Consider the following 24,951-nt stretch of genomic DNA (forward strand, 5'->3'; position numbering starts at 1 on the left):
AACGTCGGGGGTGCCGTTAACGGCGTGGTTATGCCGGCGTGGAGGAGGATGCAAGGGTGCGGGTACTGGTGGTCGAGGACGAGAAGCTGCTGGCGGACGCGATTGCCGAATGGCTGCGCCGGGAGGCGTTCGCGGTGGATGTCGCGTACGACGGCGATGCCGCGCTGGAACGGCTCGGGATCAACGGGTACGACGTGGTGGTGCTTGACCGGGACCTGCCGGTGGTGCACGGCGACGACGTGTGCCGGGCCGTGGTCGAGTCCGACCGGGACACCCGGGTGCTGATGCTGACCGCCGCCGCCGCGGTCCGGGAACGCGTCGCCGGGCTGGCCATCGGCGCCGACGACTACCTGACCAAGCCGTTCGCGTTCATCGAGCTGAGCGCCCGGGTGCACGCCCTGACCCGGCGTACCCGGCCGGCCGCGCCCCCCAGGCTCGCCCGGGCCGGCATCGTGCTGGACCCGGCCCGGCTGGAGGTAACCCGGGACGGGCGGCACGTGCCGTTGTCCCGCAAGGAGTTCGGGGTGCTGGCCGAGCTGCTGCGCGCCGACGGGGCGGTGGTCTCCGCCGAGGAACTCCTCGAACGGGCCTGGGACGAGCACATCGACCCGCTGACCAACGTGCTGCGGGTCACCGTGATGAAGCTGCGCCGCAAGCTCGGCGAGCCGCCCGTCATCGAGACGGTGCCCGGCGTGGGATACCAGATCCGGTGACGGGGACGGGATACCGGATCCGGTGAAGAAGCTGACCATCCGCGCCCGGCTGACGCTGATCTACGGCGGGCTGTTCCTGCTCGCCGGCACGGTACTGCTCGCCGTGACGTACGTGCTGGTGGACCAGCGCCTCACCCATGGTCTCGGGTTCAACCTGCGCGGATCGGGGTCCCGCAGCGTGCCGCTGCCGCAGTCCGGCACACCGATCACCGCCGAACAGGCGGAGACGTTGCGCGGCCTGGTCCGGCAGGTACAGGAGGACGCCCGGCAGGACGCCCTGGACTCGCTGCTCACCCAGGGTGGGGTGGCGCTGGCCGTGGTGACGGTCGCCGCCGTCGCGTTCGGCTGGTTGTTGGCCGGCCGGGCGTTGCAGCCGCTGAACCAGATCACCGGGACCGCCCGCCGGATCGCCGGTGCGGACAGCGCCGGCCGGGGCCTGCACGAACGGATCGCCCTGGACGCTCCGGCCGACGAGGTGAAGGAGTTGGCCGACACCTTCGACCTGATGCTCGAACGGCTCGACCGGTCCTTCGACGGGCAGCGGCGGTTCGTCGCCAACGCCTCGCACGAGTTGCGTACCCCGCTGGCGATCAACCGGTCCCTGGTCGAGTTGGCCATCACCCGGCCGGACGCCCCGGCGGAGCTGCGCCAGCTCGGGGAGACGCTGCTCGCGGTGAACGAACGGCACGAACGGCTGATCGACGGGCTGCTCACCCTGGCCGACTCGGAGAACGAGCTCAGCGAACACACCGAGGTGGATCTCGCCGAGGTGGCCGGCCACCTGAGCGACCAGACCGCCGGCCGGACGACGCTGGCGGTCTCGGTCGACCTGAACCCGGCCCGCACGGTCGGTGATCCGGTCCTGCTGGAACGGCTGGCCCAGAACCTGCTGGACAACGCGGTACGGCACAACGTCGGCGAGGGCGGGTGGATGACGGTCGCCACCACGACGGTCGGCGGTCGGGCCGTCCTGACCGTCACCAACAGCGGTCCGGTGGTGCCCGGGTACGAGGTCGAGTCGATGTTCCTGCCGTTCCGGCGGCTCAACCGGGAACGGGCGGCCGGCAACCGGGGCTTCGGGCTGGGCCTGTCCATCGTCCGGGCGGTGGCCCGGGCGCACGGAGGCACCGTGCACGCCCTGCCCCGGCCCGGCGGCGGTCTGATCGTCACCGTCTCGTTGCCCACTCCCGGGACGGGGTGAGCACCGGAAGGTTCACCGGCTGCTTCCCGGGTAGCAGTCCCTACGCAGGACGAACCGACAGGGCGGAGGGACCGGCATGAGGGCACTGACCTGGCACGGGAAGCGGGACGTCCGGGTGGAGACGGTGCCCGACCCGACGATCGAGGAGCCGACCGACGCGATCGTACGGATCACCTCGACCGCGATCTGCGGTTCCGACCTGCACCTGTACGAAGTGCTCGGGCCGTACCTGAAGCCCGGTGACATCCTCGGCCACGAGCCGATGGGGGTGGTCGTGGAGGTCGGGTCCGGGGTGACCCGGTTGCGGCCGGGTGACCGGGTGGTGGTCCCGTTCACCATCGCCTGCGGCTCGTGCTGGATGTGCGACCGGCAGCTCTACGCCCAGTGCGAGACCACCCAGGTCCGGGCCGAGGGCAAGGGTGCCGCGCTGTTCGGCTACACCTCGCTCTACGGGTCGGTGCCCGGCGGTCAGGCCGAGTACCTGCGGGTGCCGCAGGCACAGTTCGGGCCGATCAAGGTCCCGGAGGACGGGCCGGACGAACGCTACCTGTACCTGTCCGACATCCTGCCCACCGCCTGGCAGGCGGTGCGGTACGCGGACGTCCCTGCGGGCGGCACGCTCGCGGTGTTCGGGCTCGGGCCGGTCGGGCAGTTCTGCACCCGGATCGGCCGGCACCTCGGTGCCGACCGGGTGATCGGGCTCGACCTGGTGCCGGAGCGGCTGGAGATGGCCCGCCGGCACGGTGTCGAGGTGCTCGACGTCACCGAGCTGGACGACGTACCCGGAACCCTGGTCGACCTGGTCGGCGGGCGCGGACCGGACGCGGTGATCGACGCGGTCGGTATGGAGGCCCACGGCTCCCCGGCCGGGAAGCTGGCCCAGGCCGCGGCCGGGCTGCTCCCGGACCGGCTGGCCCGGTTGCTGATCGACCGGGCCGGGGTGGACCGGCTCAGCGTGCTGCACGCGGCGGTGAAGGCGGTCCGGCGGGGCGGCACCGTCTCGGTCTCCGGGGTGTACGGCGGCGAGCAGGACCCGATGCCGATGATGGAGCTGTTCGACCGGGGTGTCCAGCTACGGATGGGGCAGTGCCACGTGCGCCGGTGGACCGACGAGATCCTGCCGCTGCTCACCGCCGACGGCGACCCGCTCGGCGTGCAGGACCTGCGCACCCACCGCGTGCCGCTGGGCGAGGCGCCGCAGGCGTACCGGATGTTCCAGGAGAAGGCCGACGGATGTGTCAAGGTGGTCCTCGCTCCGTGAGTGACCGGCGGCGCCCCGGACGGTGGCGGCGGTGAGCCGACGGGCCCCGGGCGGGGACACCCCGACCACCCCACCAGCCGCCGCCGGCCGGATCGGTGCCATCTATACCCGACAGAAGCGGAGGGCCGGCGGGACCTGGCACGCGTACGTCAGTGTCGCCGACCCGGCCGGACCGCCGGTCACCGCCGTTGCGGAGGGGGCGGACGACGTGGTCGAGGCGTACAGCGTCAACAAGATCGCGGTGGCCACGGCGGTGCTGGACAAGGTCGACCGGGGTCTGCTCAGCCTCACCCAGCAGGTGGAGGTGACCGCGGCGATCGTGGTGCCGGGCGGCGACGGCATCTTCAGCCTGGACGGGGCGTACCCCAGCGCGGTCACCCTCGGGCACGTCCTGGCGAACCTGCTCACCGTCTCCGACGACACCGCCGTCCGGCTGTGCGGGCTGGTCTGCCCGGCGGCCGAACTCAACCGGATCCTGGTGACGAAGGGCTTCCCGCAGACCCGGGTGCGACCGGCCGCGAGCCCCGACCGGTTCTTCCTCGGTACCGCCACCCCCCGGGAGACGCACGACCTGCTCCGGGCACTGGTCGGCGGCCGGCTGCTCTCCCCCGGATCGACGTCGTTCCTGCTCGGGCTGCTGCGCTCCCCCGTCGCGTACACCGACGGCTTCCGGCGCACCATGTCGTCGCAGGAGCGGGCCCGGGTGGCCACCAAGGCGGGCTGGTACGGCGACGCCCGCAACGAGGCAGGGGTGATCTTCGACACGGCGGGCAGCCCGGTGCTGACGTACGCGATGTTCGCCGCCGGCCAAACCGACCCGGACAATGTCGGCGCCACCCACCCGGCGGTGCAGGCCCGCGCGGTGATGGGCCGCCGGTTTCTCGACACGGTCGACGCGCTCGCGGGCGCCGGGACGACCCGACCGGCCACCGCCCACCGGCCGGGCAACGGCGGCTGACGGTACCACCACCGTGCCGCCGCACGCCCCGCTGACCCGGTCCGGCCCACCGCCCGCCCGACGGGCGGTGGGCCGGCGGGTGCGCGGCTGGCTAACGTGGGAGCCCGGACGGCGAGGGAGGACATCCGGATGGCAGCTTCAACGGAACCGGACCAGCGGCGGCAACGGCGGCGGGCGGTCGCGGCGGGCGCGGTGGGGGTCGCGGTGGCCGCTGCCGCATGGGCCCTGCGGGACATCCCGGCAGCGCTCGGCGGGCGGATCCGGGGGGACCGGGCGCAGCGGGTGGCCGGCTCCCCGCAGTACCGCGACGGGGTGTTCCGCAACCCGGTCAGCACCCCCATGGTCACCGAGCCCGGCCGGAACCTGCTCCGGGAGCTGCTCTTCGGCCCGCAACGCCGCCGTCCCGCGCTGCCGGTGCCGGTACTGCGCCCGGCCGACCCGCCGGCCGGTCCGACCGCACGCGAGCTGGGCATCGTCTGGCACGGCCACGCCTCGACGCTGATCGAGATCGAGGGGCACCGGGTGCTGACCGATCCGGTCTGGAGCGAACGCTGCTCACCGTCGGCGCTGGTCGGTCCGCGCCGGCTGCACGCCCCGCCGGTACCGCTGGACGAACTGCCCCGGCTGGACGCCATCCTGATCTCCCACGACCACTACGACCACCTGGACGTCGCCTCGGTACGTGGGCTCACCCGGACCCAGTCGGCACCGTTCCTGGTCCCGCTCGGCGTTGGGGCGCACCTGGAACGCTGGGGCGTACCGGCGGAGCGGATCGTCGAGCTGGACTGGGACGAGCGGCACCGGATCGGCGGGCTGGAGATCACCGCCACCGCCGCACAGCACTTCTCCGGTCGGGGACTGCACCGCGACGGCACCCTCTGGGCCTCCTGGGTGGTGGCCGGCGCGCACCGGCGGGTCTTCTACACCGGTGACTCGGGCTACTTCGACGGGTACGCGGCGATCGGCGCCGCGCACGGCCCGTTCGACGTGACGCTGATGCAGATCGGCGCGTACGACGCCGCCTGGCCGCACATCCACATGTTCCCGGAGGAGGCGGTCGCGGCCCACCTGGACCTGCGGGGTGACCTGCTCGTCCCGGTGCACTGGGCGACGTTCAACCTGGCCCTGCACTCCTGGGCCGAGCCGGTCGACCGGCTCTGGCGGGAGGCCAAGGCGCGCGGGGTCCGGCTGGCGGTGCCCCGTCCCGGTGAGCGGGTGGTGGTGGACCAGCCACCGCCGGTCGACGCCTGGTGGCAGACGGTCGCCTGAGCTGACGGCAGGGGCCGGCGGGCCGGTGCCGGTCAGGGCAGGGCGATGCCCCGGACCAGCACGAACGGCTCGGCCGCCGGGCAGCCCACGACCGTGCCCCAATGCTCGGCGTGCACCCGCAGAGCCCGGTCGTTACGGGGGTGCGGCCACTCCCGCCACTCCGACCGGTAGTGCCGGAACGCCTCCAACTTGCGTTCCAGGGTCGCCGAGATGTCGACGAACCAGTTCGGCACCCACCAGGTCTCGGGCGCGGGGGTCCACTCCGTGCTGGACGTCGGCGCGTAGGTGAGTACCCGCCGGACCGGCTGTTCCGGGCGGGGTCGGGTGGCCACCGCCACCGAGGAGAAGACCGTCCGGTGGTCAAGGTTGACGTCGGCCTGGACGCAGTAGACGGTGTCCGGCTGGAACTCGGCGACCTGCCGTTCGACGACCCGGTTGACCTCCACGTGCGGCAGGGTGTCCAGCCGCATGTCCGGCAGGTCGAGGTGGACGTAGTCGGTGACGCCGAGGGTCGCCGCCGCCTTGCGCGCCTCGGCCTGCTTCTGGAGCAGGATGTCGGTGTCGTTGGCGTACTGGGTGGAGGACCCGTCGGTCACGCAGCAGATGCGTACCGCGTCACCACGGTCTGCGTGCCGGGCGATGGTGCCGCCCATCCCGAGGATCTCGTCGTCCGGGTGGGCCGCGAAGATCAGTACCCGCCGGTCACTCATCCCAGCACCATCCCCTTGTCGAGCAGTCCGTGCAGGTCGGTGTCGCGGACCGCCGGGCGATCGGCGTACGACACCTCGCGTACCAGCAGAGCGTCCGCGCCACAGGCGACGAGCACCCCGTCGGGGCGGTGTTCGAGCACCATGCCGGCGGGCGAACGGTGGTCGTTGGTCTCCGGCCTGGCCCGCCAGATGGTCAGCCGCTCGTCGCCGAGCCAGGTGAACGCTCCCGGGTAGGGATGGGTCTGGGCCCGCACCCAGGCGTCTAGCTGGCTGGCTCTGGTCTCCCAGTCGATCAGCCCGTCCAGCGGGGTGCGCTTGGCCCAGTGACTGGCCCGGCGCGGGTCCTGCGGGATGCGCGGGGCGGTGCCGGCGGCGATCTGCGGGAAGCAGGTGCGGACGAGGTCGATACTGCTCTCGTGGATCTTGGAGTAGAGGGTGGTGGCCGTCTCGTCGGGCGCGATGTCGATGACGCTCTGGCCGACGATCGGGCCGGAGTCGGCGGTCGCATCGGGGATCTCGAAGAGGGTGACCCCGGTACGGGCCAGGCCGGTGATGATCGCCCAGGGTATCGGTGCCCGTCCCCGGTGCCGGGGCAGCAGGGTGGGGTGCATGCCGAACGTCCCGCCAGGCGGGACGGCGAGGATCTCGTCGCGGAGCAGCTGCGACCAGCCGATCACCCAGAGGGCGTCCGGGGCGAGTTGCCGGACGGCCGCGACGCACTCCGGGTCGTTGACGTTGCGGGCGTGGATCAGCGGCGCGCCGAGCCGCTGCGCCACGTCCTCGAAGCCGCACATGCCGGAGACCTCGGGACGGACCGGCCCGGGCAACGTGACGATGCCGGCCACCTCCGCACCGGCCTGCGCCGCGGCCTCCAGGCACGCCTTCCCGGTGGTCTCAAAGCTGATCCAGACAATTCGCTTCACCCCGGCTACTCCTTCCCGATATACCCTGAACCAGGCACACGGCGTGCCATAACGGGCATGGTAGGGATTCGACTCGCCAAACCCGGCGAACCACGCCGGGTGAGCAGTCGCCGCCTGAGCGTGACAGCGCTTCCGGTGCCCTGCGCCCGTGTCGGCACCGCGCCGGGCAGCGGGAGCGCGGACGCCTCCGGTCAGCGTCGGTCAGAGCACGAAGGCGTCGGTCCAGAGCGCGCCCGAACGGCCGGAGAGCGCGTCGAGTAGCGCCACCGCCTGGCCGTCGGTGAGCGAGGCGACGAAGTCGATGATCGCCCGGCCCCGGGCCTTCGCGTCGCGCTGCGGGGTACGGGGATGCAGCTCGGCCTCGGCCAGCTCGACCAGGTCGTGCAGCCGGCGGGGTAGCCGGGCCTCCTCGGCCGGGTCGAGGATCCAGCTCAGCAGGGCCTCCACCAGGGTGGCCAGCAGTCGGGCCTGACCCCGCTGGTGCAGGGCGAGATCGGGACGGGCCAGCACGAAACGGTGGTGGACGAACTTGAGCACCTGCACCTCGTGCCACTGCGCCCCGGCGAGCAGCACGTGGCCGGAGCGGACCGACGGCCCGGCCACGACGGTGATCGCGTCCACCAGTCGGGCCGTCCACCGGGCAGAGAACCGGGCGACGTACTGCTCGGCCTCCACCGAGCCGTCGAACGGGGCGGCCAGCAGCCCGTCCACCAGCTCGGCCCGGACGTGCTCGACGGCGGCGGCGAACGCCTCGTCGTCGCTGATCCAGCCGTCCTTGCGGCGCAACTGCCGGCGCAGGCGCTCGATCGCGGCACCGGGCCGACGGGCGGTGCCGCCGAGCGCCGCGTCGGTCATCGCGCGGAACTGCCCGCTCTCCCGCTGCCAGGCCATCAGCTCGGCGGAGACCGCGCCCTGCTGGAGCACCCCGACCCGGTAGAAGTCCTCCACGTCGTGGATGGCGTACGCGATGTCGTCGGCGGTGTCCATCACCGACGCCTCCACGGTCTGCTGCCAGTCGGCGATCCGCCCGGCGAACGGCTCCCGGGCCTGCCGCAGGTCCGCCAGCTCGGTGCGGTACGCGCCGAACTTGACCGACCCGCTCGCCGGGTCGTCCGCCGGAGCAGCCGCGCCCCGGGGCGGCGGGACGAGGTGCCTCGGGTGCGGGTCCGGATGGTCCAGCCGGGTCCACGGGTACTTGAGCATCGCCGCGCGGACCGCGGCGGTCAGGTCGAGCCCGGTGGTCGCGGCACCCCGGATCTCGGTGCTGGTCACGATCCGGTACGACTGGGCGTTGCCCTCGAACCCGTCGGGCAGGCCGAGGCGCTGTCGGGCCAGCCGGTCCAGCACCTGCTCGCCGAGATGCCCGAAGGGCGGGTGACCCAGGTCGTGGGCGAGCGCCGCCGCCTCCACCACATCCGGGTCGCAGCCGCCGAGGGCGTCGAGCAGGTCGCGGTGGCGTTCGTCGGCGGTGAGCCGTTCGGCGATGGCCCGGGCCACCTGGGCGACCTTGAGGCTGTGCGTGAGCCGGTTGTGCACCAGCAGTCCCGACCCACTGGGGCTGATCACCTGGGTGACCCCGGCCAGCCGGGCGAAGAACGGGGAGCTGACGATCCGGTCCCGGTCGGCCCGGAACGGGTTGGCGGCCAGGTCACCCAGCGCGCGGGCACTGCCACCGAAGAGCCGGCGGGCCCGGGGGTCGGCAGGTCGTTCCATGATCGGACGTTAGCCCAGGACCGGCCCCGCCGGTAAGGAAGGGCCCCCGCTTAACGTTTCCGGTAGAGCAAGGGCCCCTTCTTAACACCCCCGGCCCGGTGCGGCGACAACACCCGAACCACCCCGGCACAATGCGACAACGCCCGGACGGCCCGGCAGAATGCGACAGGCGCAACCACCACCAGAAGGCGGATCAGATCGTGACGACCTCTGTACACCAGCGGATCGCCGAGGAGCTCGGCGTTCGCGAGGGCCAGGTAAGGGCCGCTGTCGAGCTGCTCGACGGCGGGTCGACCGTGCCGTTCATCGCTCGGTACCGGAAGGAGGCCACCGGCTCACTCGACGACGCGCAGCTACGCACCCTGGAGGAGCGGCTGCGTTACCTGCGTGAGCTGGAGGAACGCCGCAGCGCGGTGCTGGAGTCGATCCGGAACCAGGGCAAGCTCGACGAGGCCCTGGAAGCCCAGATCATGGCGGCTGATTCGAAGGCCCGGCTGGAGGACATCTACCTGCCGTACAAGCCGAAGCGGCGGACCCGGGCGCAGATCGCCCGGGAGGCCGGGCTGGAGCCGCTGGCCGACGCGCTGCTCACCGACCCGGGTCAGGACCCGAAGGCGGTCGCCGCCGGCTACGTGGACGCCGAGCGGGGGGTGGCCGACGCCGCCGCCGCGCTGGACGGCGCGCGGGCCATCCTGATCGAGCGGTTCGCCGAGGACGCCGACCTGATCGGCTCGTTGCGCGAGCAGATGTGGTCGCGGGGCCGGCTGGTCTCCCGGGTACGCGAGGGGCAGGCCGAGGCCGGCGCCAAGTTCGCCGACTACTTCGACTTCGCCGAGCCGTACCCGAAGCTCCCCTCGCACCGGGTGCTGGCGATGTTCCGGGGCGAGAAGGAAGGCGTCCTCGACCTGACCATGGACCCCGAGCCGGAGGGCGACGTCGACGACATCCCGACCGGTCCGAGCCGGTACGAGGCGGAGATCGCCACGCGGTTCGGGGTCACCGACCGGGGCCGCCCGGCCGACCGGTGGCTGGCGGACACGGTGCGCTGGGCCTGGCGTACCCGGATCCTGGTCCATCTCGGCGCGGACCTGCGGATGCGGTTGTGGCAGGCGGCCGAGGAGGAGGCGGTCCGGGTCTTCGCCACCAACCTGCGGGACCTGCTGCTCGCCGCGCCGGCCGGCACCCGGGTGACGATGGGTCTCGACCCGGGGCTGCGGACCGGGGTGAAGGTCGCGGTGGTCGACGCGACCGGCAAGGTGGTCGCCACCGACACGATCTACCCGCACGAGCCCCGCCGGCAGTGGGACGCCTCGATCGACACGCTGGCCCGGCTGGCCAAGGCACACAGCGTGGAGCTGGTCGCGATCGGCAACGGCACCGCCTCCCGGGAGACCGACAAGCTCGCCGGTGACCTGATGAAGCGGCACCCGGAGCTGGGACTGACCAAGATCGTGGTCTCCGAGGCGGGTGCGTCGGTCTACTCCGCCTCGGCGTACGCCTCGCAGGAGCTGCCCGGTCTGGACGTCTCGCTGCGCGGCGCGGTCTCCATCGCCCGCCGGTTGCAGGACCCGCTCGCCGAGCTGGTGAAGATCGATCCACGCTCGATCGGGGTGGGGCAGTACCAGCACGACCTCTCCGAGGTGAAGCTCTCCCGGTCGCTGGACGCGGTGGTGGAGGACTGCGTCAACGCGGTCGGGGTGGACGTGAACACCGCGTCGGCGCCGCTGCTGACCCGGGTCTCCGGCATCGGGGCCGGGCTGGCGGAGAACATCGTGCTGCACCGGGACGCGAACGGACCGTTCCGCTCCCGGTCAGAGTTGAAGAAGGTGGCCCGGCTGGGCCCGAAGGCGTACGAGCAGTGCGCCGGCTTCCTGCGCATCCGCGACGGTCACGACCCGCTGGACTCCTCCAGCGTGCACCCCGAGGCGTACCCGGTGGTCCGGCGGATCCTCACGCACACCGGTGGTGACCTGCGGTCGCTGATCGGGCAGAGCGCGATCCTGCGCGGGCTGCGGGCCACCGACTTCGTCGACGACACGTTCGGCCTGCCCACCGTCACCGACATCCTCGCCGAACTGGAAAAGCCGGGCCGCGACCCCCGGCCGGCGTTCCGGACCGCCACCTTCGCGGAGGGGGTCGAGAAGATCGGCGACCTGGCGCCCGGAATGGTGCTGGAGGGCGTGGTGACCAACGTCGCCGCGTTCGGCGCGTTCGTCGACATCGGCGTGCACCAGGACGGACTGGTACACGTGTCGGCGATGTCGCGGACCTTCGTCAAGGACCCCCGGGACGTGGTCAGGTCCGGGGACGTGGTCCGGGTCAAGGTGCTCGACGTGGACGTACCGCGCAAGCGCATCTCGCTCACCCTGCGCCTCGAGGACGAGACCGAGCCGGCTGCACGGCGCGGCGGCCCCGCTGACGGCGGCCGGCGGGGTGGTGACGGCGGTCAGCGCGCCCGGGATGGCCAGGCTGGTGATGGCCAGCGTGGCCGGGGCGGTGCCGGTGGTGGCCGGGACGGCCAGCAGCCGCGACAGGGTCGCAGCGGTGGTCGCGGTGGTCAGCAGCCGGCGCCCCAGGGCGCCCTGGCTGACGCGCTGCGCCGCGCCGGCCTCGCCTGAGGTGTAAGGAAGGGCCCCTTCTTATCGCTTTCGGTAGAGGAAGGGGCCCTTCTTAACACCTGTCGTCGTGGCCGGGCGCGCAACGGGCCCCTGCTCAGTAATCGGGCGGTCGAAGACGAACGCGTCGTCGTGCCAACCGCCGCCGTCCCAGCCGCACGGAGGCGGCCCGAGCCACTCGACAGGGTTGCTCGTCACCGAACGGCAGCAGCGCAGGCCCTCATCCAAGTGTTAAAAAGGGGCCCTTCCTCTACCGAAAGCGATAAGAAGGGGCCCTTCCTTGCAGGAGTGGCGGGAGCGGCAGCGGCAGGCCGCCGAGATGCACGCGGCGGCCGAGGATCGGCGTCGGGCGGCCGAGCAGGCGGAGGCGGCCGAGTTGGTGGCGGAGTTCGTCGTCGAGGCGGCCCGGCGTGGCCTACGGCCGAGCCGGTTGACCGCGCTGGCGTACAACGGTCGTACCCGGTACCGCACCAACCTCTCCGGGTGGTACGTGGATCGGGCCTGTTCCCGGGCGGTCACTCCGGACGGGCGGTTCTACCTGCTCGGCGTACCGGCCGGACTGCGGGCCCGGCTGCTGGGCGCCGTGCTGGCCCCGAGTCCGGCGCCCCTGGTCATCGGCGCGGGTGGTCGGGACGGACAGTCGGTGCCCCTGCGCGCGGCGCTGGCCAGCCGTCTGGCGGCCGGTGACGACTGGCCCTGACCCGGGCAGGCCAGCCGTCTGGCCCTGACCCGGGCGGGCGGCGGCGGGGTGGGCGAACCGGCGGGCACGCCACTCAGCCACGGCGGGCGCGGCTGCCGACAGCCCGGGACCACCAGAACTGCTGCACCGCGAGGGTGAGCACACCGGCGAGCACGATGGCGCAAACGTTGATCACCAGTTGCAGCGCCGAACCGGCCGCCTCGGGCCACACCCCGTACGCCGCCGCGACGGCGACGTTCGCCGCCGCCGGCACGGTGGTCACCGAGATCAGCACGCCGACCAGGGAGCCGGACTTCTTCGAGGTGAGCGAGAGCATGCCGGCGACCCCGGCGAGCAGGCCCACCACCCAGGAGAGCGCGTCCGGGCGCCAGATGAAGTCGGTCAACGGTCGTTCGGCGAGCAGCATGTCCCGGCTGGCCAGACCGGCGGCGGTCAACGCCCAGGTACTCAGCACGGTGATCAGCATGGCCGCGACGAAGCCGACCACCAGGGCGGTGACCGAGCGCCCGATGACCGCCGGGCGGACCCGCAGCAGGGCCACGCAGAGCGCCGCGAGCGGCCCGAACTCGGGGCCGACCACCATGGCCCCGACGATCAGGATGGGCTGGTCGAGCAGGACACCGATGCCGGCGATCATGGTGGCGACCATGATGAGTACGAGGTAGGTGGCGGAGAGTTCGGTCTGTTCGCCGGTCTTCGCCGCGATCTCGTCCCAGACGACGGCGTCCGCACCGGAGCCGGGTGCCTCCCGGGCAGCCCGGTCGGCTGCCGCCGACATGGTCAGCTCGACGTCGTCCGCGGCGATGCCGCCGACGGACTGCACCCCCGTTTCCTCCAGCGCGCCGAGCACCTCGTCGGCGCTCTCCCGCACCACGTCGCAGAGGATCAGGTCACCGGCCGGCTGCCGACCGGCGCCCGGCAGCACCGCAAGGTGGGTGACCCCGGGGTTGGCGGTCAGCAGTTCCACGACGGCGGTCGACTGCCCGGTCGGGGCGATGATCCGCAGGTGCAGCACCGGTTCCTCCATCGACCGCAGCAGGTAGGGGTGGGGCGCGGCCAGAGCACTCTACTGCCCCGGGCCAACTCCGGGGCGACGTGCCCGACCGGGACCACGCCCGCGCCCAGCCAGTGCGGGCAGGACCACGCCCGCGCCCAGCCAGTGCGGGCAGGACCACGCCCGCGCCCAGTCGGTTCTGGTCCGGTCGGATTCCGCAAAAGCCACTCTGACCTGCGGAGTGTTTGATAGAACCGGTTGAGCGATTCATACCTCTTTCCAACCGGAGGTCCGTATTATGAATGTCTGTCGGCTTGAGCGGGCCTGCCCCCGCCGGTGGTACCTGCCGATGCCGGTTCTCCCCCGGTGACCGGGCGGATCTACCTCTCCCCACCGGACGTCGGTCCGCTAGAGGAGTCGTACGTCATGGCCGCCATCCGGTCGGGCTGGGTCGCGCCACTGGGCCCGGAGGTCGACGCCTTCGAGGCGGAGATGTCCCGCCGGGTCGGCACCCGGTACGCCCTCGCCACCAGCTCCGGCACGGCCGCGCTGCATCTGGCCCTGCTGGCCGTCGGCGCCGGCCCCGGCACGGTGGTCGTGGTACCGACGCTCACCTTCGCCGCCACCGCGAACGCGGTGGTCTACACCGGAGCGGAGCCGGTCTTCGTCGACTGTGAACCGGCCACCGGCAACATCGACGTGGCGCTGCTGGCCGATCTGCTGGACCGGCTGCGCGACAGCGGCCGGCGGGTGGCCGCGGTGGTGCCGGTGGACATGTTCGGCGTCTGCGCCGACTACGACGCTCTGCTGCCGGTCTGCGCGGCGGCCGGCGTACCGGTGGTCGAGGACGCCGCCGAGGCGCTCGGCGCGACCCGCCGGGACCGGGCGGCCGGCGCGTTCGGTCGGGCCGGGGTGTTGTCGTTCAACGGCAACAAGGTGATGACCACCTCCGGTGGCGGGATGCTCCTGTCCGACGACGGCGAACTCGTCGCCCGTTGTCGCTATCTGGCCACCCAGGCCCGCCAGCCGGTGATCCACTACGAGCACACCGACATCGGCTACAACTACCGGCTGAGCAACCTGCTCGCCGCCCTCGGTCGGGCCCAGCTACACCGCCTGGACAGCATGCTGGCCCGTCGCCGGGCGCTGCGGGAGCGGTACGCGAAGTTCTTCGCGGCGGTACCCGGCGTCCGGTTGCTCGGCGACGGTGACCCGACCGGGAACTGCTGGCTGACCACGATCGTCGTCGACCCGGGCCGGACCGGTTGGACGGCCGCCCAGCTCGGCGCCCACCTCAACGCCCAGGACATCGAGGCCCGCCCGGTGTGGAAGCCGATGCACCTGCAACCGGTGTACCGGACGGCCGATGCCCTGCTGACCGGTACGGCGGAGCACCTGTTCGAGAACGGTCTGACTCTGCCCAGCGGATCCGCCCTGAACGCCGCACAGACCGAACGGGTGTGCCAGGCGATCGAGAAGTTCCTGGGCCGCCGGTGAACGACGACTTCACCGTCGTCGGCTGCGATGACGACCCGCTCGACGCCGAGTGTCCGGACGTCTACTTCACCGCCGGCTACGGTCGGGCGACGGCGGCGGCGCAGGGCGGCGTCTGGCACCGGGTGGACCGGACAGACCTGATCATGCTCCCGTACGTCCAGCGGGACGTCGACGGGCAGGCAGTGGACGCGATCAGCCCGTACGGCTACAGCGGCGTGTACGTGCATCCCGACTGTTCACCGACCGATCTGGACCGGTTCTGGGCGGCGGTGGTGCCGCACTGGCGGGCGCAGGGACTGGTCAGCCTCTTCGTGCGCTTCTCGCCACTGGATCCGGACTCCGTACGGGCGGTGCGTGGGCTGGACACGGTCCGGTTGTCCCGGCTGTCGGACACCATCGCCGTCGGGCTGGACCAGGGTCCGGCTGCGGTGTGGGACGCGATGGCGGGCCGGTCGCGCACAGCGGTACGTAAGGCCCGCAACACCGGACTGACCGCGACGGTCCGGCCGGTCGGGCCATCGGACCTGGTCCCCGGGGCACCGTTCCGGCGGCTGTACGAGCAGACCATGTCCCGGTTGGACAGCTCGCCGTTCTACTTCTTCCCCGACGCCTACTACCGGCAGTTGGCCACCGGGCTGGGCAAGGACCTGCTGATGGCCGAGGTACGCGACCCCACCGGCATGGTCGTCGCGGCGTCCCTGGTGATGCGGCACCGGGACCGCGCCCACTATCACCTCGCCGGGTCGGATCCGCAGGCCGCCCGGGACGGCGCCAACAACCTCCTGGTCTGGACCATCCTCGAATGGGCCGCCGAGAGCGGATGCGTGGTGGTGCACCTCGGTGGGGGGGTACGCGCCGACGACGGCCTCTTCCGCTTCAAGGAGTCCTTCGGTGGCCGCCGGTCCGAGTGGTGGAGCGGGGCGGTGGTGATCGATCCGGACCGGTACAGGTCACTGGTCGCCGCGCGGGCCCGGGAACTCGGCCGGCCCGTGGACGACCTGGCAGCCGTCGGGTACTTCCCCGCCTACCGGTTCGGGAGGGGCTGACGATGCGGGTCGTTCCCGATGGTGTCGCGGTGACACCCCGACCCGCCGGTCGCCAGGAGGTGGGCTCCTGGTTTCCGTTGGCTCTGCCGGACGGCGGTGGTTGGACGAGCCGCCCGAGCCGGTTACGGCTGTTCGGATCCGGACGGCACGCCCTGCGTGCGCTGGTCCAGCTCGGTCGACGTGAGCACGGCTGGACCGTACTGCACCTGCCGGACTACTACTGCCGGGAGGCGGCCGAGGCGGTCACCGGGCTGCTGCCGGTGCGGTACTACCCGGCCGATCCGACCGGCCCGGCGACCGTCCCCCCACCGGGCGGGCCGAGCGAGGCGGTGGTCTCGGTCTCCTACTTCGGGGCACCGCCCGTCCTGCCACCGCCCGGCAGCATCCGGATCGTGGACGCCACCCACGACCCGCACGCTCCCTGGCTGCCCGACCTCGACGCCGACTACGTCTTCGCCTCGCTGCGCAAGACCCTGCCGCTGCCCGACGGAGGCGCCCTCTGGACGTACCGGAGGCACCCGCTGCCACCGGTCACGCCGCCGACCCCCACGCACCTCGCGGTGGTCGGCACGATGCTCTCGGCCATGTGCCTCAAGGCCGCGTACCTGGCTGGCTCGCCCGTGGCCAAGGAGCACTATCTTGCCCTCTACCGCACCGCCGAGCAGGGCCTCGGGTCCGGCCCGGTCAGCGGCATCTCCGCCTACTCGGAGCAGGCCCTGACGGTGCTGCCCACGGCGGAACTACGACAGCGCCGCATCGACAACGTGGCCAGGCTGGCCGCTCTGCTCACCACGCCGGCCGGCGTCCGGGTGCATCCCCGTCCGCTCGGCGTGGTGCTCGAATTCGACTCGCCCGAGCACCGCGAGCAGGTTCGGGCCGACCTGATCGGCGCGGATGTCTATCCCGCGGTGCTCTGGCCCCAGCCGCTCGACGAAGCGTCCCCGACGGCCCTCGACTTCTCTCGCCGGATGCTCTTCCTGCACAGCGATTTCCGGTCGGACGGGCCGGACCTGGCCCGCGTGGCCGCCCTGGTCCGCAGGTCCTGCGGCGAGCCCACCCCGGTCATCAACCCACCCCGCTGCGGTGCCGTCGCCCCTGCGGCGACCACGACACCGGAGCACCTGCCGATCCCTGTTCAGCCCAACTGATCCGTAAGGAGTGTCATGCTCAACGGCCGGCTGGTCGGACTTCGCCCGATCGAGCTCGACGACCTGGGGTTTCTCGCCGACCTGGCGAACGCGCCCGGGGTGCGTCACTACGTGGTGGGCTGGGGTTGGCCCGCCGCCCGCGACGCGCAGCGGGACTGGTACGACCGGGCGGTCCGCGATCCGCACAGTCACCGGCTGGCGGTGGCCGATCTGACCACCGGCGCGCCGGTCGGCCTGACCGGCCTCTGGGAGATCGACTGGCACAACCGGTCCGCGCTCACCGCGATCAAGCTGATGCCCGGTGCGACGGAGCCCGGCTCCGGCAGTGACGCCATCAAGCTGGTCATGGCGTGGAGCTTCTACGAGGTGGGGCTACAGCGGTTGCACAGCACCATCCTGGACTTCAACGCAGCCAGCCTGGGCGCGTACGTCCGGCGCAGCGGCTGGCAGGTCGAGGGGCGCGAGCGCAGGGCGGTTTTCCGCAGGGGCGAATGGCACGACCTGGTCAAGGTGGCCGCGCTGCGATCCGACTTCGACGCCCTGCCGGACGCTCCCGAGTACGTCGAGAGGGTCTGCGGTGCGGCTCTGCCCGCCGTCGTTCCAGGAGTGCCGGAGGCCCGAACCGCACCCAACGGGCACCGCTCACCCATTTTGTAGAACTTCGCCGGCTTCGAGTCGTTTGTCCCTGTGCCAGTCGCGCCGCGCGCCCGGTACTCGTCGAAGCCCCGTCCCACCATCCCGATCGGAGTACGCCCTCACGCCTCGATCGCGCAGTTCCTGGAGGCACTGTAATGAACGCCCGACATCCGTACGACCGGACCAAACGGCTGCTGGATCTCGTACTGTCCATGATCATTCTGCTGCTCGCGGCGCCGGTCATGGTGGCGGTGGCCCTCGCGGTCGCAGCGACCATGGGACGCCCCGTCCTGTTCCGACAGACGCGCCCCGGTCTGCACGGCCGGCCCTTCGTCATGCTCAAGTTCCGGACGATGCTGACGGCGGACCCCGTCACCGGTAGCACCCCGGCCGAACGTCCCGGCGAGGCAACCGCGAGCGACGGTCTCCGGCTCACCCGGCTGGGCCGCTGGCTGCGGGCCACCAGCCTGGACGAACTGCCCAACCTGTGGAACGTGCTGCGCGGGGAGATGAGCCTGGTCGGTCCACGCCCGCTGCGGATGATGTACCTCGACCGGTACACCCCGGAACAGTTCCGCCGCCACGATGTCCGGCCCGGCATGACGGGGCTCGCGCAGATCCGGGGCCGGGCCGGGCTCGACTGGCACCAGAAGTTCGCCTACGACCTGCGGTACGTCGACGAACGCAGCCTCGGCCTCGACCTGCGTATCCTGCTCGGGACCGCCGGGATCCTGGTCCGCCGGGACGTGGTCGCGGCCAGTCTCGGCCCGACCGGACCGGACTTCGTGGGCCTGGCCACCCTGACCACCGGTCCGGGTACCCGCGACGAACTGGCCACGGTCGGCGCCACCGGGACCGGCGGCTCCGGCGAGGTGCGTGCGTGAGCGCCGACATCGTCATCGTCGGATGTGGCGGGCATGGTCGGGAGACCCTCGGGATCATCCGGGCGATCAACCGGTTCTCGACCACCGGGCCCCGCTGGCGGGTACTCGGTTTCGTCGACGACCAGCCGTCCGAGGCGAACCTGAAACGGGTGCAGCGCCTGGACGTGGCGTACCTCGGACCGACCAGTTGGCTCGACGGTCGGCCGCCGACGGTCCACACGGTGCTCAGCATCGGCCACCCGCGCAGCCGCCGACTGGTCGGCGAGCGGATCGCCCGCTACGGACTTCCCGCGGCGACCCTCGTCCATCCCTCTGCGGAGGTCGGCGAGGACACCGTCTCCGGAGAGGGGCTGCTGGTCTTCGCCGGCGCCCGGGTGACCACCAACGTGGTGCTCGGCCGCCACGTCCACCTGAACCAGAACATCACCATCGGGCACGACTGCGTACTGGCCGACTACGTCTCGGTCAACCCGTTGGCCGCCGTCTCCGGGGACTGCCGGCTCGACAACGGGGTCCTCGTCGGCACCAACGCAACCGTGTTGCAGGGTCTGCACATCGGTGCCGAAGCCACCGTCGGAGCCGGCGCGTGTGTGGTGCGGGACGTGCCCGCCGAGACGGTGGTCAAGGGAGTGCCGGCTCGGTGACCCCCGACCATGGCCGGGCCACCACCACGGTGATCGACCGGCCCGCGCCGCACACCCCGCCACCGGCCCGGCGACCGGGCATCCCCCGTGCCCTGCTGCATGCGGCAGCCGGCACCGTGGGTACCCGGATCGCGGTGCTGGTGACCAGCCTGGTCACCGGGGTGATCACCGCACGGCTGCTCGGTCCGCACGACCGCGGCACCGTCGCCGTCGTGCTCGCCGGCGCCTCGGTCTACGCCGCGCTCGGGGCCGCCGGCCTGGAGACGGCCAACCTCCGCTTCGCCGGACGGTCTCCAGCCGACCACCAGCAGGCAGTCTGGCGCAGCCTGTGGTACGTCGCGACGGCAGGGCTCGGCATGGCCGCCGCATGGGGACTGGCCGGTGCCCTGCTCGGTCCGGTGGCCCGGTTCGGGCTGGACGGGATGTCCTTCGGTCTGACCCTCGCACTCGGCCCGGTGGTACTGCTCTCCGCGCTGCTCGGTTCGGCGGAGATAGGCCGCAGTCGGGCCATGACCTACAACGCGACGATGATCGGCGGGCTGCTCGTCTACAGCGCTCTGCTCGGTGCGGTGGCGGTCCTGGACCGGGCCTCCCCGGCCACCGTCGTCGGCGCCTACCTCGGGGGCCAACTCGCTGCTCTCACCGCGCTGCTCGTCCGGGCCCGACCGATCGGACCGCTGCCCACCGAGCCGGGCGCGGGCAGCGCGTACCGGTCGTTTGCCCGGCGCGCCTACCTGCCCAATCTGGCCCAGTTCGCGATGGGTCGCAGTCAGATCCCGACCATCCAGTTGCTGGCGGGTGCCGGGGCCGTCGGCATCTACTCGGTCGCCGTACCGTTCGCGGAGATCCTGCTGATCCTGCCGGTAGCGCTCAGCCTGATCCTGGTGCCCGCGGTCGCCAACGGCAGCGCCGACTGGACGACCGTCGCACGGCTGGTCAGCCGGACCGTGCTGGCCACCGCTGCGGCTGCGGTGGCACTCGCTGCCGGGGCACCGATCGTCTTCCCGCTGCTCTTCGGCACCGAGTTCTCCGGGGCGGTACCCGTGCTCTGGGCGCTGCTGCCCGGCCTGGCGATACTGGCCGTCGGGCGGACCGCGCAGAGCTACCTGACCGCGATCGACCGACCGGCCCCGACCACGCTGGCCGCGGTGGCCGCCACCGCTGGCGGACTGCTGGCCATGCTGGTGCTGATCCCCCGCTTCGACGCCGTCGGTGCGGGTCTGGCGGTCTCCATCGCCTACCTGGTCTACAGCACAGTGGTCGGCCAGGCGTTTCTCGCCGCCCGGCCCCGGCGACCCGTCCGGCACCAGCGGTCACGGGGGCGACGCCGTCGCCCGCGCCGGGCCTGGCGACCGCCGACGGCCGGTACCCGGTCCGTGCTGGTGGTCACGATCGTCGGTGTCGTCGGGACGGTCACGGGCCTGCTGTCCACGCGGACCGGTACGACGTTGGCGTTGGTCGCGGCGGCCATCATCCTGGTCGGCGCGGTCATCGCACCCACCTTCGGCCTGTACTGCCTGGCCGTGGCCGTACCGGCCACGCAACTGCCGACGGAGTGGGCGCCCGAGGTGATGCCCCTGCTCCTGCTCGTCCTCTGCTGCCTGGTCGGCACGGTGCTACGCCGCAGGTTGGTCACCCGCAGCCGGTACGCCGTCCTCGCGGTCGGCGCGTTGATCATCCTGCTGGCGTACGGCCCGGTGGTGGCCGGCAAGTCGGGCGGGCCGATCTGGTCGGTCGTCGTCCTGGGCATCATGCTGGTCAGCCTGCCGCTGGTCAGTGGCCCGGGTCCGGCGGCCCAACGGACCCTGCTGCTCTTCGCCTGCGCCGCCGTTGCGGTCGGTGGCGTCCACGCGGTGCTCGGGATGATCGGGGTACACAACCTGGTCTACGAGGACCCCGACCTCTCCGAGACGTTCAGCAGACTGAACCACAACGCCTGGGGCCCGATGCTGGTGCTGGCGGTGGCCGTCCTGCTGGCCCGGGCCGGCGTGGCGGTCGGCCTGCGGTCCCGCGCCCTGTACGCGATCGGGATCGCGGTGCTGGTTGCCGGCATCGGCTTCTCCTACAGCCGGTCGTCCTATCTCGGCACGCTCGCGGTCGTGGTCTGCTTCGCGCTCCGGCGTCGGCTCTGGGCGTTCCTGACCACCGCGTTGCTCGTGGTCGGCGTCCTCTGGATCGCCCGCGTGTCGGTGGTGCCGGAGAGCATCTCGGACCGGGTGGCAGGAACCGCGGGCGCTGACGGACTGGACGGTTCCTCCACGGTCCGGCTGGACCTCTGGCTCAGCGCGCTCCGGATGGCCGGCGACCATCCGCTCTTCGGCGTCGGTTACCTGAGTTTCCACGACCGGCTGCCGGAGTACTTCGTACCCAGCGTCACCGGAATCGGCCCCGACGTGGACCTGCCGCTGCTCGTCCATCCGCACAACACCTACCTGGCGGTGCTGGTCGAGCTGGGACTGGTCGGGGTCCTGCTGGTCGGCGGGTTGCTGGTCGGCCCGGTACGACAGGCCCTCGGCCGGCTCCGCGCCAATTCGGACTGGCTGGCGGAGAACCTGCTCCTCGCCCTGGCCGGGACCGCCGTCTGCTCGTTCTTCGGGGAACCGGTGCTGACCCTGCCGGTTCTCGTCCCGATCGTTCTCGCCCTGAGCACCGTCACGAGGAGACCGACTTGACCACGACCAGCGAACCCCGCACCGGCCCGCCGCTGCGGATCCTGCAGGTGACGAGCACACCGTTGGGCGGTGAGTGGTTCTACTGCCAGGTCACCGGGCTGGCCCGCCGAGGGCACGACGTGACCGCGGTCCTCCCCGGCGAAGGCCCGCTGACCGAGCGGATCCGGGCCGCAGGGATTCCCACCGAGATCGTGCGGCTCGCCGGATGGCGTCCCCACCAACTGCCCCGGGTGGCTGCGGCCGAATTCCACCTGATGCGGCTGATCCGTCGGCTCCGGCCGGACGTGGTGCACGCCCATCTGCTCAAGGCCAGCGTCGCCTGCCGGTTGGCCAGCCTGGTCGGCGGGCACGCCCTACAGGTCGACCAGCTACCCGGCGCGGCACATCTGCGCAACCCGTTCATGCGCCGGCTGGACCTGGCCACCCTGTCCCGGGCCGACGTCGTCATCGCCTCCTGCCACGCGTTCGCGGAGCGCTATCGCGGCCTGGGCGCACGCTCGGTGGCGACCAGTCACTACGGCTTCGACGTGCACCGCTTCGACCCGGCGACCTCCCCGGAGCAGTTCCGATCGGAATTCGGGATCGAGCCGGGCACCCCGGTCGTCGGGATGGTCGCGTACATGTACCCCAGCCGGATACGCGACTTCCGGAAGGTCGGCATCAAGGGTCACGAGACACTGATCGACGCGGTGCCCCGGCTGCTGGCCCGGGTGCCCGACGCGCGGATCTTCATCGTCGGGGACGAGCTCTCCGGGGACGGCAGCTACCGTCGTGCCCTGCACGAGCGGGCCGCTCGCGTGGGCGCCGGCCGCATCCACTTCACGGGTCGGCGGTACGACATCCCGGAACTCATGGCCGGATTCGACGTACTGGTCAGCCCGTCGCTCGATGAGTCCGCTTCCGGGGCGAGCGTGCAGGCCCTGCTGATGGGAAAGCCCGTGGTGGCCAGCAATGTCGGCGGGCTACCGGACACCGTCCAACATGACGAGACCGGGCTGCTCGTGCCGCCGGCCGACCCGGTCGCCCTGGCCGACGCCGTCGCCGACCTGCTGCACGACCCTGAGCGCAGGCGGGCGATGGGACAGTTGGGACGCAGCCGCTGCCTCGCCCGGTACGACGCTGCCCGTACCGTGGCCGACGTCGAGGCGGTCTACCACCGCGCGTTGGCCAGCCGCCAGGGAACGCGCCCGTGACCGCGATCCGGCGGATCATCGCCAACGGCGTACACGATCTGCGGGTCCGCCGTTTTCCGGTGGAGCCCGCGCCACGGCCGGACGGCCGGGGCCCCTACCCGCTGATCTGGCACGGTCTGCCCCGGCAGACCCGGCTGGATTCGGACGGCGTGGTGGTGGTCGACCACCCGGAGAACGGCAGCTACCCGAACCCCGTCTCGATGTGCCTGTACGCGCTGAGCTGGCACAGCCGGGTACACCACGACGCACCGGCGGACCCGGCCACCCGGCAGGACCGCCTCGCGCCGCTGCTGACCCAGGCCCGGTGGCTGCGGGAACACCAGGACCCGGACGGTGGCTGGCGTTACCCGGTGCCCATCCCGCGCTACCGGGTACCGGCCGGCTGGTATTCGGGCATGGCACAGGGGCTGGCGGTGTCCACCCTGTTGCGGGCCTACGACCTCACCGACGAGAAGTCCTTCGCCGACAGCGCCGACGGGGCGATCGAGCTGCTGCTGCGGTCGGTGGACCAGGGCGGCTGCGCGGACTACGACGTCACCGGCCGTCCCTTTCTCGAGGAGTGCGCCAAGACTCCCGCCAACCACGTCCTCAACGGCGCGATCTTCGCGCTGTTCGGGCTGATCGAACATCAGCACCGCCGTGGTGGCACCGCGCACGTGCCGGCTCAGCAACGGCTCGCCGACGAACTCGGTCACTACGATCTCGGCTACTGGTCCCGGTACGACCGTGAGTTCGCCTGGCCGGCCACCGCCAACTACCACTCCCTGCACGTCTCCCTGCTGACCGCCCTGGCGAAGTTGACCGGTCAACCGGTGTTCCAGGCGACGGCGGTGCGCTGGCGGCGGCAACTCACCAATCCGATCTGGGTGTTGCGGGCCCGGACGGTGAAGGCAGCCCAGGTGTGGAGGCACCGTCATGTCTGATCAGTCCGCGCCGGCACCGCTGGACGAGAACCATGAGGCTGCCGGTCGGCAACCGGTGGTGCTGTTGCTCGGTGCCGCCAACTCGATCCACACCCGACGCTGGGCCACCACGCTGGCGGAGCAGGGACACCGGGTGGTGGTGGCCAGTTGGGTGAGCGCCGATCCCATCCCCGGTGTCGACCTGCGGGTGGCCGATGGCGCCGGTCGGGTACGCGCCAGCCGGGGCCGGGCGGTGTGGGGCCTGCTCACCACCGGTTGGTGGTTGCGTCGCCAGTTGCGGCAGGTCCGGCCGGACGTGGTCCACGTCCACTCGGTCGGTACGGCCGGCCTGTTGTCGCTCGTGCTCCCGTCCGGCACCGTCCGGGTGGTCACACCCTGGGGCAGCGAGTTGCGTACCGCGGCCCGGTCGCGGCTGCGCAGGTGGGTGGCCCGCCGCGTGCTGCGCGGGGCGAACCTGGTGGTGCCGACCTCCGCGTCGGTGACCGAGGAGGTCACCGGACGGTACCGGGTCCCGGCCGCCCGGACGGCCACCCTGTCCTGGGGGGTCGACGACGCGTTGATCGGGAGCCGGGATCAGGTCCGGCCCTCGGCGGTACGACGGGAGTTCGGCATACCGGAACAGGCCACGGTGGTCCTGTCGGTACGCAGCGCGACGACGGTGTACCGGGTGGACGAGATCCTCGCCGCGTTCGCGTCGGCCGCCCGCGAGCGCGCGGATCTGCATCTGGTCGTGCTGTCCGGTCTCCGGCCGGCCGAAGCCTCGGCACTGCGGTCCCAGCAGGAGTGTCTGGCCCGGATCCAGGTGCTGGCGGCGGCGCTGCCGGGCCGGGTGACCGTGGTCGACCGGACGCTGCAACCGGCGCAGGTCTTCGCGCTGATGTGTGCCAGCGAGGTGGCCGTCTCGGTGCCCCGCTGGGACCAGCGCAGCACCACGGTCCTGGAAGCCGCGCTGGCCGGCTGCCGGCTGTTCCTGGCCGACCTGCCGCCCTACCGGGAACTCCTCGCCGACGGGCTGGTGGCGGAACTGGTGCCGGAGCCGATCGACACGGGCCTGGCGGCACGGCTGGTCGCCGCCGGGAGGCTGGGTGACGCCGAGCAGCGGCGCAACCGGGCCTTCATCGAGCAGACCGAATCCTGGTCACGGCAGGTGGCCACGATGCGGCAGTGGTACGGCGCTCTGGTCGGTACCGGGGAAGGGCCGAACGTTCCCCACCGGTGAGACCGGTCCGCCGGCTGCGTTGCGGGTCGGGC

General features: G+C 72.2%; 21 protein-coding genes. 17 read left to right on the plus strand and 4 right to left on the minus strand.

The window, feature by feature from the left end:
• The first annotated feature begins 56 nt into the window (after window positions 1–56).
• From V6U90_RS18835 to V6U90_RS18855, 5 genes are all read left to right on the plus strand, one after another.
• Window positions 57–713, plus strand: a complete 657-nt coding sequence (locus V6U90_RS18835; RefSeq protein WP_334438078.1) for a response regulator transcription factor — start codon at window positions 57–59, stop codon at window positions 711–713.
• Window positions 714–735: 22 nt separating this feature from the next.
• Window positions 736–1,914 (plus strand): sensor histidine kinase, encoded by a 1,179-nt coding sequence (locus V6U90_RS18840; protein ID WP_334438080.1) that lies wholly within the window; start codon window positions 736–738, stop codon window positions 1,912–1,914.
• A gap of 76 nt (window positions 1,915–1,990) precedes the next feature.
• Entirely contained in the window at window positions 1,991–3,175 is a 1,185-nt protein-coding gene (locus V6U90_RS18845) for a zinc-dependent alcohol dehydrogenase (RefSeq protein ID WP_334438083.1), read from the plus strand.
• A 31-nt stretch (window positions 3,176–3,206) separates the two neighbouring features.
• Complete coding sequence (locus V6U90_RS18850; RefSeq protein WP_334438086.1) at window positions 3,207–4,133, plus strand: serine hydrolase; 927 nt, start codon at window positions 3,207–3,209, stop codon at window positions 4,131–4,133.
• A gap of 129 nt (window positions 4,134–4,262) precedes the next feature.
• On the plus strand, window positions 4,263–5,402 hold the full coding sequence (locus V6U90_RS18855; protein WP_334438088.1) for an MBL fold metallo-hydrolase: 1,140 nt from the start codon (window positions 4,263–4,265) through the stop codon (window positions 5,400–5,402).
• A 32-nt stretch (window positions 5,403–5,434) separates the two neighbouring features.
• Here V6U90_RS18855 and V6U90_RS18860 read toward each other — a convergent pair whose 3' ends face one another.
• The 3 genes from V6U90_RS18860 to V6U90_RS18870 all read right to left on the minus strand — a co-directional run bounded on the left by V6U90_RS18860 (window position 5,435) and on the right by V6U90_RS18870 (window position 8,748).
• Complete coding sequence (locus V6U90_RS18860) at window positions 5,435–6,112, minus strand: PIG-L deacetylase family protein (RefSeq protein WP_334438089.1); 678 nt, start codon at window positions 6,110–6,112, stop codon at window positions 5,435–5,437.
• On the minus strand, window positions 6,109–7,035 hold the full coding sequence (locus tag V6U90_RS18865) for a methionyl-tRNA formyltransferase (RefSeq protein ID WP_334438092.1): 927 nt from the start codon (window positions 7,033–7,035) through the stop codon (window positions 6,109–6,111). Before V6U90_RS18865 ends, V6U90_RS18860 begins: the two co-directional genes overlap by 4 nt.
• Before the next feature lie 201 nt (window positions 7,036–7,236).
• Window positions 7,237–8,748, minus strand: a complete 1,512-nt coding sequence (locus tag V6U90_RS18870; protein WP_334438095.1) for a deoxyguanosinetriphosphate triphosphohydrolase family protein — start codon at window positions 8,746–8,748, stop codon at window positions 7,237–7,239.
• 200 nt (window positions 8,749–8,948) lie between these two features.
• Between V6U90_RS18870 and V6U90_RS18875 the strand changes: the two genes are divergently transcribed.
• Both V6U90_RS18875 and V6U90_RS18880 read left to right on the plus strand, forming a co-directional pair.
• On the plus strand, window positions 8,949–11,366 hold the full coding sequence (locus V6U90_RS18875) for a Tex family protein (protein ID WP_334438097.1): 2,418 nt from the start codon (window positions 8,949–8,951) through the stop codon (window positions 11,364–11,366).
• A gap of 316 nt (window positions 11,367–11,682) precedes the next feature.
• The gene (locus tag V6U90_RS18880; protein ID WP_334438189.1) at window positions 11,683–12,063 is read left to right on the plus strand and encodes a hypothetical protein; all 381 of its coding nucleotides are present in this window, start codon (window positions 11,683–11,685) and stop codon (window positions 12,061–12,063) included.
• A 73-nt stretch (window positions 12,064–12,136) separates the two neighbouring features.
• Here V6U90_RS18880 and V6U90_RS18885 read toward each other — a convergent pair whose 3' ends face one another.
• Entirely contained in the window at window positions 12,137–13,090 is a 954-nt protein-coding gene (locus V6U90_RS18885; protein WP_334438099.1) for a DUF389 domain-containing protein, read from the minus strand.
• A gap of 333 nt (window positions 13,091–13,423) precedes the next feature.
• On the opposite strand from V6U90_RS18885, the gene V6U90_RS18890 reads away from it, so the two are divergent.
• The 10 genes from V6U90_RS18890 to V6U90_RS18935 all read left to right on the plus strand — a co-directional run bounded on the left by V6U90_RS18890 (window position 13,424) and on the right by V6U90_RS18935 (window position 24,919).
• The gene (locus V6U90_RS18890) at window positions 13,424–14,554 is read left to right on the plus strand and encodes an aminotransferase class I/II-fold pyridoxal phosphate-dependent enzyme (protein ID WP_334438101.1); all 1,131 of its coding nucleotides are present in this window, start codon (window positions 13,424–13,426) and stop codon (window positions 14,552–14,554) included.
• The gene (locus V6U90_RS18895) at window positions 14,551–15,600 is read left to right on the plus strand and encodes a lipid II:glycine glycyltransferase FemX (RefSeq protein ID WP_334438103.1); all 1,050 of its coding nucleotides are present in this window, start codon (window positions 14,551–14,553) and stop codon (window positions 15,598–15,600) included. Before V6U90_RS18890 ends, V6U90_RS18895 begins: the two co-directional genes overlap by 4 nt.
• Window positions 15,601–15,629: 29 nt before the next feature.
• Complete coding sequence (locus tag V6U90_RS18900) at window positions 15,630–16,748, plus strand: hypothetical protein (protein WP_334438104.1); 1,119 nt, start codon at window positions 15,630–15,632, stop codon at window positions 16,746–16,748.
• A gap of 15 nt (window positions 16,749–16,763) precedes the next feature.
• Window positions 16,764–17,405 carry a GNAT family N-acetyltransferase gene (locus V6U90_RS18905; protein ID WP_334438106.1) on the plus strand — a complete coding sequence of 214 codons (642 nt, stop codon included), beginning with the start codon at window positions 16,764–16,766 and terminating at the stop codon, window positions 17,403–17,405.
• A 134-nt stretch (window positions 17,406–17,539) separates the two neighbouring features.
• Window positions 17,540–18,268, plus strand: a complete 729-nt coding sequence (locus V6U90_RS18910; protein ID WP_334438108.1) for a sugar transferase — start codon at window positions 17,540–17,542, stop codon at window positions 18,266–18,268.
• Window positions 18,265–18,912, plus strand: a complete 648-nt coding sequence (locus tag V6U90_RS18915; RefSeq protein ID WP_334438111.1) for an acetyltransferase — start codon at window positions 18,265–18,267, stop codon at window positions 18,910–18,912. The genes V6U90_RS18910 and V6U90_RS18915 overlap by 4 nt, the downstream gene beginning before the upstream one ends.
• Window positions 18,909–21,584, plus strand: a complete 2,676-nt coding sequence (locus V6U90_RS18920; protein WP_334438114.1) for an O-antigen ligase family protein — start codon at window positions 18,909–18,911, stop codon at window positions 21,582–21,584. Before V6U90_RS18915 ends, V6U90_RS18920 begins: the two co-directional genes overlap by 4 nt.
• Window positions 21,581–22,777, plus strand: a complete 1,197-nt coding sequence (locus tag V6U90_RS18925; protein WP_334438117.1) for a glycosyltransferase family 4 protein — start codon at window positions 21,581–21,583, stop codon at window positions 22,775–22,777. The genes V6U90_RS18920 and V6U90_RS18925 overlap by 4 nt, the downstream gene beginning before the upstream one ends.
• Window positions 22,774–23,700, plus strand: a complete 927-nt coding sequence (locus tag V6U90_RS18930; RefSeq protein ID WP_334438120.1) for a D-glucuronyl C5-epimerase family protein — start codon at window positions 22,774–22,776, stop codon at window positions 23,698–23,700. Before V6U90_RS18925 ends, V6U90_RS18930 begins: the two co-directional genes overlap by 4 nt.
• Entirely contained in the window at window positions 23,693–24,919 is a 1,227-nt protein-coding gene (locus tag V6U90_RS18935; RefSeq protein ID WP_334438123.1) for a glycosyltransferase family 4 protein, read from the plus strand. The genes V6U90_RS18930 and V6U90_RS18935 overlap by 8 nt, the downstream gene beginning before the upstream one ends.
• Window positions 24,920–24,951: the final 32 nt, after the last annotated feature.

Source organism: Micromonospora sp. CPCC 206060 (assembly GCF_036906895.1).
In the GTDB taxonomy this organism is placed as follows: domain Bacteria; phylum Actinomycetota; class Actinomycetes; order Mycobacteriales; family Micromonosporaceae; genus Micromonospora.